At 65.0% G+C, this 13,728-nt stretch carries 9 protein-coding genes; 8 read left to right on the top strand and 1 reads right to left on the bottom strand.

The annotated features are described in order from the left end of the window. The first annotated feature begins 2 nt into the window (after window positions 1–2). The 3 genes from H7F16_RS12760 (at window position 3) to H7F16_RS12770 (ending at window position 4,695) form a co-directional block, all read left to right on the top strand. Window positions 3–797: an amino acid ABC transporter permease gene (locus H7F16_RS12760; protein ID WP_185797984.1), complete on the top strand. Its 795-nt coding sequence runs from the start codon at window positions 3–5 to the stop codon at window positions 795–797. Window positions 798–962: 165 nt separating this feature from the next. Continuing rightward, the gene (locus H7F16_RS12765) at window positions 963–2,981 is read left to right on the top strand and encodes a M3 family metallopeptidase (RefSeq protein WP_185797985.1); all 2,019 of its coding nucleotides are present in this window, start codon (window positions 963–965) and stop codon (window positions 2,979–2,981) included. Between the two features lie 97 nt (window positions 2,982–3,078). Continuing rightward, window positions 3,079–4,695 carry a GMC family oxidoreductase gene (locus tag H7F16_RS12770; protein WP_185797986.1) on the top strand — a complete coding sequence of 539 codons (1,617 nt, stop codon included), beginning with the start codon at window positions 3,079–3,081 and terminating at the stop codon, window positions 4,693–4,695. Between the two features lie 186 nt (window positions 4,696–4,881). On the opposite strand, the gene betC is transcribed toward H7F16_RS12770, so the two are convergent. Then, on the bottom strand, window positions 4,882–6,387 hold the full coding sequence (gene betC / locus H7F16_RS12775) for a choline-sulfatase (RefSeq protein WP_185797987.1): 1,506 nt from the start codon (window positions 6,385–6,387) through the stop codon (window positions 4,882–4,884). Between the two features lie 186 nt (window positions 6,388–6,573). Here betC and H7F16_RS12780 point away from each other — a divergent pair, with 186 nt between their 5' ends. From H7F16_RS12780 to H7F16_RS12800, 5 genes are all read left to right on the top strand, one after another. After that, window positions 6,574–8,568 (top strand): CocE/NonD family hydrolase, encoded by a 1,995-nt coding sequence (locus tag H7F16_RS12780; RefSeq protein ID WP_185797988.1) that lies wholly within the window; start codon window positions 6,574–6,576, stop codon window positions 8,566–8,568. 119 nt (window positions 8,569–8,687) lie between these two features. Further along, complete coding sequence (locus H7F16_RS12785; RefSeq protein ID WP_185797989.1) at window positions 8,688–10,277, top strand: ABC transporter substrate-binding protein; 1,590 nt, start codon at window positions 8,688–8,690, stop codon at window positions 10,275–10,277. A gap of 16 nt (window positions 10,278–10,293) precedes the next feature. Further along, entirely contained in the window at window positions 10,294–11,250 is a 957-nt protein-coding gene (locus H7F16_RS12790) for an ABC transporter permease subunit (protein ID WP_185797990.1), read from the top strand. After that, window positions 11,247–12,065, top strand: coding sequence for an ABC transporter permease (locus H7F16_RS12795; protein WP_185797991.1), 819 nt, complete (start codon window positions 11,247–11,249; stop codon window positions 12,063–12,065). Before H7F16_RS12790 ends, H7F16_RS12795 begins: the two co-directional genes overlap by 4 nt. Window position 12,066: 1 nt before the next feature. Next, on the top strand, window positions 12,067–13,689 hold the full coding sequence (locus H7F16_RS12800; protein ID WP_194308493.1) for an ABC transporter ATP-binding protein: 1,623 nt from the start codon (window positions 12,067–12,069) through the stop codon (window positions 13,687–13,689). The last annotated feature ends 39 nt before the right edge of the window (window positions 13,690–13,728 follow it).

A 13,728-nucleotide genomic window follows, 5' to 3' on the forward strand; every position in this document is an offset into this window, starting at 1 on the left:
TCATGAGCCGCAACCCGAGGGACGAGGATTTCCCCTGGTGGCTGGTTGCCGTGGTGATGGCGGGGCTGTGGCTGTTCTACGAGGTGCTGGCCGATGCCGATTATGCGGCGGTGCTTGACACGCTGTCGAAGGGCGTCGTCATCACGATGGTCGTTTCGGTCTTTGCCTATCTGACGGCCTGCTGCATGGGGCTCGTGCTTGCTGTGGGGTCGCTGTCACGCTCGCGCCTGTTGCGGCAGCTGTGCCGGTTCTACATCGAGGTGATGCGGGGCGTGCCGATCATCGTGCTGCTGCTTTACGTGGCCTTCGTTCTGGTGCCCGCACTGGTGGCAGGGTGGAACTGGATTGCCGAGCCGCTGGGTCTGGGTGCGGCGCGGGCGCGCGATGTGCCGCTGTTGTGGCGCGCGGTGATGGCGCTTTGTCTGGCCTATTCCGCCTTTCTGGCCGAGATTTTCCGCGCCGGTTTGCAGGCGGTCGACAAGGGCCAGATCGAGGCTGCGCAGGCGCTGGGCCTGTCGGGCTGGCAGCGGTTCCGGCTGATCGTCTTTCCGCAGGCATTCCGGATGATCCTGCCGCCCTTGGGCAATGATTTCGTGGCGATGGTAAAGGACTCGTCGCTGGTGTCGGTGCTGGGGGTGGGGGATGTCACGCAACTGGCCAAGGTCACGGCGGCGGGGAATTTCAAGTATTTCGAAACCTATAACGTGGCGGCGCTGATCTATCTGACCATGACCATCGGGCTGAGCCTGCTGATGCGGCGGCTTGAACGGCGTTTGAAGCAGCGCGAGACGCAATAGCATCGCGGTCAGCGGCCTGTCGGGAAAAGGTTCGATCGCGGCACGGGCCGCTGCCGCAAGGGGCGGTCAGACAGGCAAGCGGGCGCTGCCCTCTCTGTCCGCGCCTCTCTGTGCTGGACCTTTCCCGCACCCCTGCCTAGCTTTACTGCCAAAGGAGACCCGCCCATGACCAACCCGCTTCTGACCCCTTGGACCGCGCCCTTCGGCCTTCCGCCCTTTGACCGGATCAGGGACGAGGATTTCGGCCCCGCCTTCGACGCGGCGCTGGCCGAGGCGCGGGCGGCCATTGCAGGGATCGCGGATCAGGCAGAGGCGCCGACCTATGCCAATACCATCGCGGCGCTGGAGTTGGCCGAAGGCACGCTCGACCGCGTGTCGGGGGTCTTTTACAACCTTGCCGGAGCCGACAGCACCGAAGCGCGCGAGGCGCTGATGCGCGAGCTTGCGCCCAAGATGTCGGCCTTTGCTTCCGAGATCACCAACAACAAGGCGCTGTTCCGCCGGATCGACGATCTGTGGTCGCGCCGCGACGGGCTGGGGCTGGACGCGGAACAGATGCGGGTGCTGACGCTGTATCGTCGCATGTTCGTGCGGTCGGGCGCCGAGCTTCAGGGCGAAGCGGCCGAACGGCTTACGGCGGTCAAGGCGCGGCTGGCGGTGCTTGGCACGGCCTTCGGGCAGAACCTGCTGGCGGACGAGCGCGAGTGGTTCATGGTGCTGGCGGAAGAGGATCTGGAAGGGCTTCCCGATTTCGTCGTCAACGCCGCGCGGGCGGCAGGGGTCGAGCGGGGCCAGAACGGGCCTGTCGTCACGCTGAACCGCTCGCTTATCGTGCCGTTCCTGCAATTCTCGCCCCGCCGCGCCTTGCGGCAGCAAGCCTATGGGGCGTGGGTGGCGCGGGGTGCCAATGGCAACGCGCATGACAACCGCGCCATCGCTGCCGAGATTCTGGCGCTGCGCGATGAAAGGGCCAAGCTGCTTGGCTATGCCAGCTTTGCCGATTTCAAGCTGGAACCGGAAATGGCCAAAACGCCCGACGCGGTGCGCGGCCTGCTGATGCGAGTCTGGGAACCCGCCAAGCGCAAGGCATTGGCCGATGCGGCGGTGCTGGAAGCGATGCTGCATGCCGATGGCATCGCGGGGCCGCTGGAACCGTGGGATTGGCGCTACTATTCCGAAAAGCGGCGCAAGGCCGAGCATGATCTGGACGAGGCGGCGCTGAAGCCATACCTGAGCCTTGATGCGATGCTGGGGGCGCAATTCGATTGCGCCAACCGCCTGTTCGGTCTGGAATTCCGCGAGATTGCGGGGCCGTTCTACCACCCCGATGTGCGCGGATGGGAGGTTACCCGCGCGGGTCATCATGTGGCCGTGTTCCTTGGCGATTACTTTGCGCGGTCATCGAAACGGTCGGGCGCGTGGTGTTCGGCGATGCGGTCGCAACGGAAACTGGGCGGCGATGTGCGGCCGATCGTCGTGAACGTCTGCAACTTTGCCAAGGGAAAGCCCGCGCTGCTGTCCTATGACGACGCGCGCACGCTGTTCCACGAATTCGGCCATGCGCTGCACCAGATGCTGTCGGATGTGACGCATGGTTTCATTTCCGGCACCAGCGTGGCGCGGGATTTCGTGGAGCTGCCCAGCCAGCTTTACGAACACTGGCTGGAAGTGCCCGAGGTGCTGGAAAAGCACGCCCGCCACTGGCAGACGGGCGAGGCGATGCCTGCCGACATGCTCAAACGCCTGCTTGCGGCGGGGACATATGACCAGGGCTTTGCCACGGTGGAATTCGTAAGTTCGGCGCTGGTCGATCTGGCCTTTCACGAAGGGGCCGCCCCCGCCGATCCGATGGCGAAACAGGCCGAGGTGCTGGCGGCAATCGGCATGCCGCAGGCGATCCGCATGCGCCACGCCACGCCGCATTTCGCGCATGTCTTTTCGGGGGACGGCTATTCCTCGGGCTATTACAGCTACATGTGGTCCGAGGTGATGGATGCCGACGCCTTTGCCGCGTTCGAGGAAGCGGGCGATCCCTTCGACCCGGCCACCGCGGCGCGGCTGGAAAAGCACATCCTGTCGGCGGGCGGGTCGGAAGAGGCCGAGGTGCTTTACACCCGTTTCCGTGGGCGCATGCCGGGGGTCGAGCCGCTGTTGAAGGGGCGCGGGCTGCTCGACGTGGCCTGATCGGGCCGCCTTTGGTGCTGTAGCGACGCTTCGGTGTCGCGTTCTGTCACGCCCCCGCTTGCGCGGCGACTAGGCTTCCCGCGCAAGCGAGGGGATCATGGACGAGACGGATTACATCATCGTGGGGTCGGGTTCGGCCGGATCGGTTCTGGCCGAACGGCTGACGGCAAGCGGCAAGCATCGGGTCACGGTGCTCGAGGCGGGCGGGACCGACCGTCGTTTCTATGTCATGCTGCCGCTGGGCTATGGCAAGCTGTTCTATGACCCCGCCGTGAACTGGCTTTACAAGACCGAACCCGATCCGGGCCTTGCCGGAGCGCGCGACCACTGGCCGCGCGGCAAGGTGCTGGGCGGGTCATCCAGCATCAACGCGATGGTCTACATCCGCGGGCATCGGGCCGATTACGAGGAATGGGAGGCAGCGGGCAATCCGGGCTGGGGCTGGTCCGATGTGCTGTCCGCCTACAAGGCGATGGAGGATACCGAAGCCGGGGCCGATGACTGGCGCGGCGCGGGCGGGCCGCTGTTCGTTTCGGCCAACCGCAAGGGGCTGCATCCGCTGGTCAAGGACTATCTGGCAGCCTGCGACAGCGCGGGTCTGGCCGAGGTGGCCGATTTCAACGGGGCCGAGCAGGAAGGTGCTGGCATCTACCAGATGACAATCAGGAATGCCCGCCGCAACTCGGCGGCGCGGGCCTTTCTGCGGCCAGCGATGAAGCGGCAGAACCTGCGCGTGGTGACGGGGGCGATGGTGACGCGCGTCATCATCGAGAACGGTCGCGCCACGGGGGTTGAATACCTGCGCGGCGGGCAGAAGTTCACGCTGCGCGCCAAGGCCGAGGTGATCCTATCGGGCGGGGCGATCAACTCGCCCCAACTGTTGCAACTGTCGGGGATCGGGCCTGCGGGGCTGTTGCAGGGGCTTGGCATTCCGGTGCTGCGCGATAACCCCAATGTGGGCGACCATCTCAGCGACCATCAGGGCATCAACTACACATGGCGCATGACGGTGCCGACCTACAATGACGAGCTGCGCCCGTGGTGGGGCAAGCTGGTCGCGGGGATGAAATATGTGCTTGCGGGGGCGGGGCCGCTGGCGAAATCGATCAACCATGCGGGCGGGTTCTTCCGCACCGATCCCGCGCTTTCGCGCCCGAACATGCAGCTTTACATGCAGGCCTTTTCGACCCTGATCCCGCGCGAGGGAGAGCGGCCCCTGCTGACGCCCGACCCCTTTCCGGGCATGTCGATCGGCCTGTCGAACTGCCGCCCGACAAGCCGGGGCCATATCCGGCTGCGGTCGGCAAACCCGATGGAGCATCCGGTCATCACCGCCAATGCCTTTTCCACCGACCATGACGTTCGGGAAATGCTCGCGGCGGTGAAATACCTGCGCCTCCTTGCCGCCCAACCCCCCTTGGCGCGGCTGATCGCCGAGGAACTGCGACCCGGGCCCGGGGTGGTGACCGACGAGGCGATCATCGCCGATTTCCGCGCAAGGTCGGGGACGGTCTATCACCCGTCCTGCACCTGCCGGATGGGGCCGGATGCAGGCACAAGCGTCATCGATGCGCGGCTGCGGGTTCACGGGGTCGACGGGCTGCGGGTGATCGACGCCTCAAGCTTCCCGAACCTGATTGCGGGCAACACGAACGCGCCTTCGATGCTGATGGGCTGGAAGGGCGCCGAGAAGGTGCTCGAGGACGCCCGCTAGGGGCGCCGCCCTCGGGGGGCATCGAGCCCCCGCTCGGCCGGGCTGCCGCGGGGCGGGTCTGACGGGGCGCGTCGCGGGTCCGGCGGCGTTATCCGAGTATTTGGGCAAGGATGAAGCGGGTGTCTGTCCCTTCATCCTTGTTCCAAATACTCATCTTGCAACGCCTCCGCAGCGGGGCCTTTGGCGTCACTCACCCCGCGGGAAGCGTTTGCTTTCTTCCAGCACGTTCAGGTCCATGTGGTTGCGCATGTAGCGTTCGGAGGCGGCGCGCAGGGGTTGGTGGTCCCACGGGTAATAGGCGCCGTTGCGCAGCGCCTCGTAGACGACCCAGCGGCGGGCTTGCGATTCGCGCACGGCAGCGTCGAAAGCGGGCAGGTTCCAGCGGGCATCGGCCATCTCGCGGAATTTGGCGAGGGTTTCTGCATGAGAGGGATCGGCGGCGAGGTTGCGCCGTTCGGACGGGTCGGCGTCGAGGTTGAAGAGCATGTCCGGGTCGGCCATGCAGCGGATGTATTTCCACGGGCCATCCCGCAGGGCGACCATCGGGGTGACGGTGCCTTCGGCGGCGTATTCCATGCAGACAGGCGTGGTGCGGTCGAAGCCCTGCGCCAGCGGGACGAGGTTTTCGCCATCGGTCCAGGGCATGACCGCCGCCATGTCGATCCCTGCGAGCGCCGCGAGGGTCGGGGTCACGTCGATGGTGGACACCGGCGTGTCGATGCGGCCGGCGGGCAGGCCTGCGGATTTGACCATCAACGGCACGCGGGCCGACCCTTCGAAGAAGTTCATCTTGAACCACAGGCCGCGCTCGCCCAGCATCTCGCCATGATCCGACAGGAAAAGGATCGTGGCATCCTGCCGCGTCGCCTCGAGCGTGTCGAGGATTTCGCCGATCTTGCTGTCGACATAGGAGATATTGGCGAAATAGCCCTGACGCGCGCGGCGGATATGGTCTGGCGTGATGTCGAAGGCGCGCCAGTCGCAGGCGTCCATCAGGCGCTGCGAATGGGGGTCCTGATCGGCATAGGCGATGGCTTCGGGCGGTTCGCATTCGGGCGCGCCCTCATACAGGTCCCAGAACTTGCGGCGGGCGACGAAGGGGTCGTGCGGGTGGGTAAAGCTGACCGTCAGGCACCACGGGCGTTTGTCGCCCCCGCGCGAGAGGTCATAGAGCTTCTGGACCGCGTTGAAGGCCACCTCGTCATCATATTCGAGCTGGTTCGTGATCTCGGCCACGCCTGCGCCCGTGACGGAACCGAGGTTGTGATACCACCAGTCGATGCGTTCGCCCGGTTTGCGGTAATCGGGGGTCCAGCCGAAGTCGGCGGGGTAGATGTCGGTGGTCAGGCGTTCCTCGAAGCCGTGAAGCTGGTCGGGGCCGACGAAATGCATCTTGCCCGACAGCGCGGTGTAATAGCCCGCCCGCCGCAGATGGTGGGCATAGGTCGGGATGTCCGAGGCGAATTCGGCGGCGTTGTCATAGACCCGCGTGCGTTTCGGAAGCGCGCCCGACATGAAGGCCGCGCGGGCCGGGGCGCAAAGCGGCGAGGGGGTATAGGTATTGGCAAAGCGGGCCGAGCCTTCGGCCAGACGCCGCAGGTTGGGCGCGTGCAGGAAGGGCGCCGGGCCATCGGGGAACAGCGTTCCGGTCAACTGGTCGACCATCAGGATGAGGAGGTTGGGGTGGGTCATGCTATCCCTCGGGTCGTCTGCGATTGGGCGCGACATTATGCGAAAGCGGGGGGGCGTAAAGGGCCGGATGCGACGGTGCTTGCGCGATTTGCGGGCGGGGTCGCAAACTTGGCATGAAGCGGCGGAAACGACCCGTGGTCGCGGCGCGGGGCGGGGCCAGATCGCAGGGTAAGCAAGGGGTTGTGCATGTCGATTGTCGGTCAGTTCCCGCGTCTTGTGGTGGAAGAGCCGGATATGGGGATCGTGATGCCGGACGGGTGCCGCCTGTCGGCACGGGTCTGGATGCCCGCAGATGCGCTGGCCGATCCGGTGCCCGCGATCCTCGAATACATCCCCTATCGCAAGCGCGACGGCACCACGCCGCGCGACGAGATGATGCATCCCTATCTGGCGGGGCATGGCTATGCCTGCATCCGTGTCGACATGCGCGGCAATGGCGAAAGCCAGGGTCTGATGGAGGACGAATACACCCAATCCGAGATGGACGATGCCGTGGCCGTCATCGACTGGCTGTCGCGCCAGCCGTGGTGCAGCGGCACGGTGGGGATGATGGGCAAAAGCTGGGGCGGGTTCAACTGCCTGCAAGCCGCCTACAACCAGTCAAAGGCGCTGAAGGCGGTGATTTCCGTCTGTGCCACGACCGACCGTTTTGCCGATGACATCCATTTCAAGGGCGGTTGCCTGCTGGGCGAGAATTTCGGTTGGGGTGCGGTGATGCTGTCCTATTCCAGCCGCCCCGCCGACCCTGCGCTGCGGGCGGACTGGCGCGAGGATTGGCTGGCGCGGCTTGGGGCCGAGCCGTGGCTCGCGCCGCGCTGGGCCGCGCATCAGGCCAGGGACGATTACTGGAAGCACGGCTCGGTCGGGCAGGATTACACGCGGATGCAGACGCCGGTGCTGATCTGGGGGGGCTGGGCCGACAATTACATGAACACGGTGGACCATCTGGTCCGCAACGTGCCCGCGCCCTGTCAGGGGATCGTCGGGCCTTGGGTGCATCAATATCCGCATACGGCGGTGCCGGGGCCGCAGGTGGGGTTCCTGCAAATCAGTTTGCGCTGGTGGGACCGCTGGTTGAAAGGTGTCGAGAACGGGGCCGAGCATGACCCCGCCATGCGCGCCTATATGATCCACTCCGCCCCGCCCGATGCCAGTGCCGCCTATCGCGCGGGGCATTGGGTGGCGGAAGGCGAATGGCCCTCGCCCCGCGTGGCGGAACGGGTGCTGCATCTGGGCGACGGGGTGCTGGGCGATGCGCCGCAGCCTTTCCGCGTGGGGGTGAACACAGCGCAGCATCTGGGCATGCATACGGGCGAGTTCTTCCCGATGGGGCTGAATGCCGAAATGCCGGGCGACCAGAGGGGCGACGATGCGCTTTCGGTCTGTTTCGATTCCGCCCCGCTTGATGCGGCGCTTGACCTGCTGGGTGCGGCGCGCTTGCGGTTGCGGCTGTCGTCGGACCAGCCGCTTGGCTTTGTCGTGGTGCGGCTGAACGATGTGGCGCCGGATGGATCGTCGGTCAGGATCGCGCACGGGATGTTGAACCTGTGCCACCGTGACAGCATGGAGAACCCTGCCCACATGCCCGTGGGGCAAGAGGTCGGGGTCGAGGTGGTGATCGACCAGACCGCCTATCGCCTTGCGGCGGGGCATCGGCTGCGGGTGGCCTTGTCCACGACCTATTGGCCATTTGTCTGGCCCTCGCCCAAGGCGGCGACGGTGACGGTCACGGGGGGGGCGCTGACGCTGCCTGTCCATTCGGGCAGCACCGCCGGATGGGAGGCCCCACCCGCCGAACACGCGCCGCCGCTTGCGCTGCGCCAGATCCGCGCGCCACGGGCGCGGCGCGTGATCGAGGAGGATATGCTGGCAGGCACGCGCGCGCTTGTGGTCGAGACCGATGAAGGAGCCTTCGAGAACCTGTCGCACGGGCTGGTTTCGGACGAGACCCTGACCGAACGGTGGGAGGTGAAGCCGGATGATCCGCTTTCCGCCCGGGCGCGGCACGTGTGGGAGCAGAAACGGTCGCGCGGCGACTGGTCGGTGCGCACGCGGGCCGAGGCCGAGATGACCGCCACGGCGACCGATCTGCGTCTGTGGGCCCGGCTGACGGCCTGGGAGGGCGATGTGCAGGTGTTCGAGCGCATCTGGGACGACACCGTCCCGAGGCGCTTCGTATGAAAAACGCGGCGAGGTGGAAAAAGGGTTTTGCCCGCGCCGTGAATCCGGCTTTACTGACTGCGTAATCAATAAAAACGTCTGGCAAAGACCGGACGGAGCCACAACAGGGAGACGAAAGAATGTCCAATGAACTGAACTATATCGTGAAACGCGCCGCCAAGGGGCTGATGAGCCGCCGTGAATTCATGGGCCGTGCTTCCGCGCTTGGTGTTTCGGCCATGATGGCGAACGCGCTTCTGGCCAGCGCCGTGCGGGCCGAAGAGCCGAAGAAGGGCGGTCTGCTGCGGGCCGGTATGGCGGGCGGCGAATCGACCAACACGCTCGACCCCGCGCTGGCCGCTTCGGAAGTGCCGTTCCTTGTGAACATGACATGGGGCGAAATGCTGGTCGACGTGACGCCGGCCGGCGAGATCGATTACCGTCTGGCCGAGGAAGTCTCGTCCAACTCGGACGCGACCGAATGGAAATTCAAGATCCGTCAGGGCGTCGAATACCACAACGGCAAGACCGTGACCGCCGAGGATGTGATTGCCACGCTCAAGCGCCACACCGATGAAAAGGCGCAGTCGGGTGCTTTGGGCATCGTGCAGGGCATTTCGGAAATGTCGGCAAGCGGCGACATGGTCACGCTGAAGCTTGCCTCGGGCAACGCCGACCTTCCCTTCCTGATGGGTGACTATCACCTGATCATCCAGCCCGATGGCGGCGTGGCCAATCCGGCCGAGGGCATCGGTGCCGGACCCTACAAGATCGTCGAGAACGAGCCGGGCGTGCGCCATGCCTTCGAGCGCCACGCCAATTACTGGGACCAGTCGATCGCCCATGCCGATCAGGTCGAGGTGCTGGTGATCAACGACAACACCGCCCGCACGGCGGCGTTGCAGGCCGGTCAGGTCCATATGATCAACCGCGTCGATCCGAAGATCGTCGAACTGCTCAAGGGTGTTCCGGGTGTCAGCGTCGAGGCTGTCGCGGGCCGCGGTCACTATGTCTTCATCATGCATTGCGACAAGGCGCCCTTCGACAACAACGACCTGCGCATGGCGCTGAAACTGTCGATCAACCGTCAGGAAATGGTGGACAAGATCCTTGGCGGGCTTGGGTCGGTCGGCAACGACTTCCCGATCAACGCGGCCTATCCGCTGTTCGACAGCTCGATCCCGCAGCGCGAATACGACCCCGCCAAGGCCGCCGAGCATTACAAGGCGTCGGGCCATGACGGGTCGCCCATCGTGCTGCGCACTGCCCCCGGCGCCTTCCCCGGCGCGGTGGAAGCGGCGCAACTCTTCCAGCAATCGGCCGCCGCTGCGGGCATCCCGCTCGAAGTCAAGGTCGAGCCGGATGATGGCTACTGGTCGGATGTGTGGAACGTGCAGCCCTTCTGCGCCAGCTACTGGGGCGGCCGTCCGGTGCAGGACCAGATGTATTCGACCGCCTACCTGTCGACCGCCGACTGGAACGACACCAAGTTCAAGAACGCGGAATTCGACGAGTTGCTGCTCAAGGCACGTGCCGAACTCGACGCGACGAAGCGCAAGGAAGAATATTCCAAGATGGCGAACATCCTGCGCGACGAAGGCGGCCTGATCTGCCCGATGTTCAACGATTTCGTCGAAGCCAAGCGCGAGGAAGTCGGCGGCTGGGCGCAGGACCCGAATGGCGAGTTGATGAATGGCCGCGCGCTCGTCAAGTGCTGGCTGAACGCGTGATCGGGCACAAAAGCAAGTGCATCCGATCCTGAAACTTGTGGTCCAGCGCATCGCGCTGGGCCTGCTTTTGCTTCTGGCGGTCTCGGTCCTGATCTATGCAGGAACCGAGGCTTTGCCGGGTGATGTGGCGCAAGCCATCCTTGGCCAGTCGGCCACGCCCGAGGCGCTGGCGAACCTGCGGGAATCGCTGGGTCTGAACCAGCCGGGTTACATCCGCTATTTCCATTGGCTGGGCGGGGTGCTGACGGGCGATTTCGGCAAGGCGCTGACCAACGGGCAGGACATCGGCCAAGCCATCGCGCAACGTCTGGGCAATACGCTGTTCCTTGCGGGCTGCGCGGCTGCGATTTCGGTGCCGCTGGCCATCGGACTGGGGCTTGTCGCGGCGCGGTATAACGGGCGCTGGCCCGACAAGGTGATTTCCGGCATCACGCTCTCGACGATCAGCCTGCCCGAATTCGTGGCGGCCTATTTCGTCATCTACCTGCTGACGCAGGTTTTCCCGATCTTCCAGCCCGTCGCGATGGTGTTTCCGGGGATGAGCTTCTGGGCCAAGCTGAACGCCGTGGCCCTGCCCGTGATCGTGCTGGTTCTGGTGGTCCTTGCGCATATGATGCGGATGACGCGGGCCGCGATCCTGAACGTCATGCAATCGGCCTATATCGAAACGGCCGAGTTGAAGGGCCTGTCTCCCATGCGGGTGATCTGGAAGCACGCACTTCCCAATGCGGTGGCGCCGATCATCTCGGTCGTGGTGCTGAACCTTGCCTATCTGGTCGTCGGTGTCGTCGTGGTCGAGGTGGTGTTCAGCTACAACGCGCTGGGCCAATACCTTGTGGACCATGTGGCGAAACGCGATCTTCCGGTGGTGCAGGCGGTGGGGCTGATCTTTGCCGCCGTCTATATCGGGCTGAACATTCTGGCCGATGTGCTTGCCATCGTCGCCAACCCAAGGCTGAGGCATCCGAAATGAGGCGCATTCCCCTTTCGGCGCTGATCGGCCTGTTCTTTACCGGCCTGTTCCTGTTCACCGCGCTCTTTGCGCAATGGATCGCGCCCTATCCGCTCGATGCGGTGCTGGGCGGGGTCTGGGAGCCGCCTTCGGCCCAGTTCTGGCTGGGCACCGATACGATCGGCCGCGATATCCTGAGCCGGCTGATCTATGGCGGGCAGATCACGATTTTCGTCGCACTGCTGTCGTCGCTGCTGGCCTTTGGCCTCGGGTCCTTCCTCGGCTTTCTGGCGGCGGTGCGGGGCGGCTGGGTTGACCAGCTTCTCAGCCGGCTGGTCGATCTGATGATGGCGATCCCCTCGCTGATCGTGGCGCTTGTCGTTCTGTCGGTGCTGCCGATCAGCCTGCCTGTGCTGATCCTTGTGATGGGGCTGCTGGATGCGACGCGCGTGTTCCGCCTGTCGCGCGCGGTTGCGATGGACATCGCGGTGATGGATTACGTCGAAGCCGCCAAGCTGCGCGGCGAGGGGCAGATCTGGGTCATCTTCCGCGAGATATTGCCCAACGCCCTTTCGCCGCTGGTCGCGGAATTCGGGCTGCGCTTCATCTTTGCGGTGTTGTTCATCTCGACCCTGTCTTTCCTTGGCCTTGGCATCCAGCCGCCGCTTTCGGACTGGGGCGGCATGGTCAAAGAGAACAAGGACGGTCTGGTCTACGGCAAGTCGGCGGCGCTGATGCCCGCGCTTGCCATCGCGGCGCTGGCGATTTCGGTCAACCTTGTGGCCGACTGGATCCTGTCGCGGACCTCGAGCCTGAAGGGGGGCCGTGGTGCCTGAGATGCTGGAAATCAAGAACCTGCGGATCGAGGCGACCTCGTACCCGCCTGACGGGCTGCCGCGCGATGTGGTGCTGGTGGATGACGTCTCGGTCAGCGTGGCCAAGGGGCGCGTGCTTGGGCTGATCGGGGAATCGGGCGCGGGCAAATCCACCATCGGGCTTTCCGCGATGGCCTACGGGCGGGGCGGCGTGCGGCTGACGGGCGGGCAGGTGCTGCTGAACGGGCGCGACATCCGCGGGCTGGGGCCTGCGGGGCTGCGGGCCCTGCGCGGGCGCGAGGTGACCTATGTCGCGCAATCCGCCGCCGCCGCCTTCAACCCGGCGCAGCGGCTGATGGAGCAGGTGATCGAAACCAGCCTGACCCACGGCTTGATGGGGCGGGCCGAGGCCGAGGCGCGGGCGGTTGCGCTGTTCCGCAAGCTGGGCCTGCCGAACCCCGAAACCTTTGGCGACCGCTATCCGCATCAGGTCTCGGGCGGGCAGTTGCAGCGGGCGATGACGGCGATGGCGCTTTGCCCCAAGCCCGACCTCGTGATCTTTGACGAACCGACGACCGCGCTTGACGTGACCACGCAAATCGACGTGCTGGCCGCGATCAAGGACGCGATCCACGATACAGGGGTGGCGGCACTTTACATCACGCATGACCTTGCCGTGGTGGCGCAGGTGGCCGACGATATCCTTGTGCTGCGGCACGGCAAAAAGGTCGAATACGGCACGGTGGCCGAAATCATCACGGCCCCGAAAGAGGCCTATACGCAGGCACTCGTATCGGTGCGCAGCATCGACCACGTGGAAAAGGGCGCGGCCCCTTCGGTCTTGTCGGTGCAGCAGATCACGGCGCGGTATCGCGGCACATCCTTTGACGTTCTGAAGAACGTGACGATCGACCTGCCGGCAGGGCAGACGCTTGCGGTGGTGGGTGAAAGCGGATCAGGCAAATCGACCCTTGCGCGGGTGATTACGGGGCTGCTGCCGCCCGCGCGCGGCAAGATCGTCTTTGGCGGGCGCACGCTTTCGCCCGACCTGCCGTCGCGGAGCAAGGATGATCTGCGCGAGTTGCAGATGATCTACCAGATGGCCGATGTGGCGATGAACCCGCGCCAGACGGTCGGCACCATCATCGGGCGGCCGCTTGAATTCTACTTCGGCCTGCGGGGCGAGGCGAAGCGCAAGCGGGTGCAGGAACTGCTCGACCAGATCGAAATGGGCAAGGGCTATATCGACCGCTACCCTGCCGAGCTTTCGGGCGGGCAAAAGCAGCGCGTCTGCATCGCCCGTGCATTGGCCGCCAAACCCAAGCTGATCATCTGCGACGAGGTGACAAGCGCGCTCGACCCCTTGGTCGCCGATGGCATCCTGAAGCTTTTGCTGAACCTTCAGGCGCAGGAACATGTGGCCTATCTGTTCATCACCCACGATCTTGCCACGGTGAAGGCCATCGCCGACCGCATCGCCGTGATGTATCGCGGCGAGGTGGTGCGCTATGGCACGAAAACCGACGTTCTCACCCCGCCCTTCGACGATTACACCGATCTTCTGTTGTCCTCGGTGCCGGAAATGGAACTGGGCTGGCTGGAAAACGTGCTGGCGCATCGCAAGATGGCAAGCGCGGGGAACTGACGGGCTTCATCCTTGCGATAAATACTCGCGCCGCAGGCT

The sequence above is a fragment of the Paragemmobacter straminiformis genome, from assembly GCF_014243445.1.
GTDB classification, from domain to species: domain Bacteria; phylum Pseudomonadota; class Alphaproteobacteria; order Rhodobacterales; family Rhodobacteraceae; genus Paragemmobacter; species Paragemmobacter straminiformis.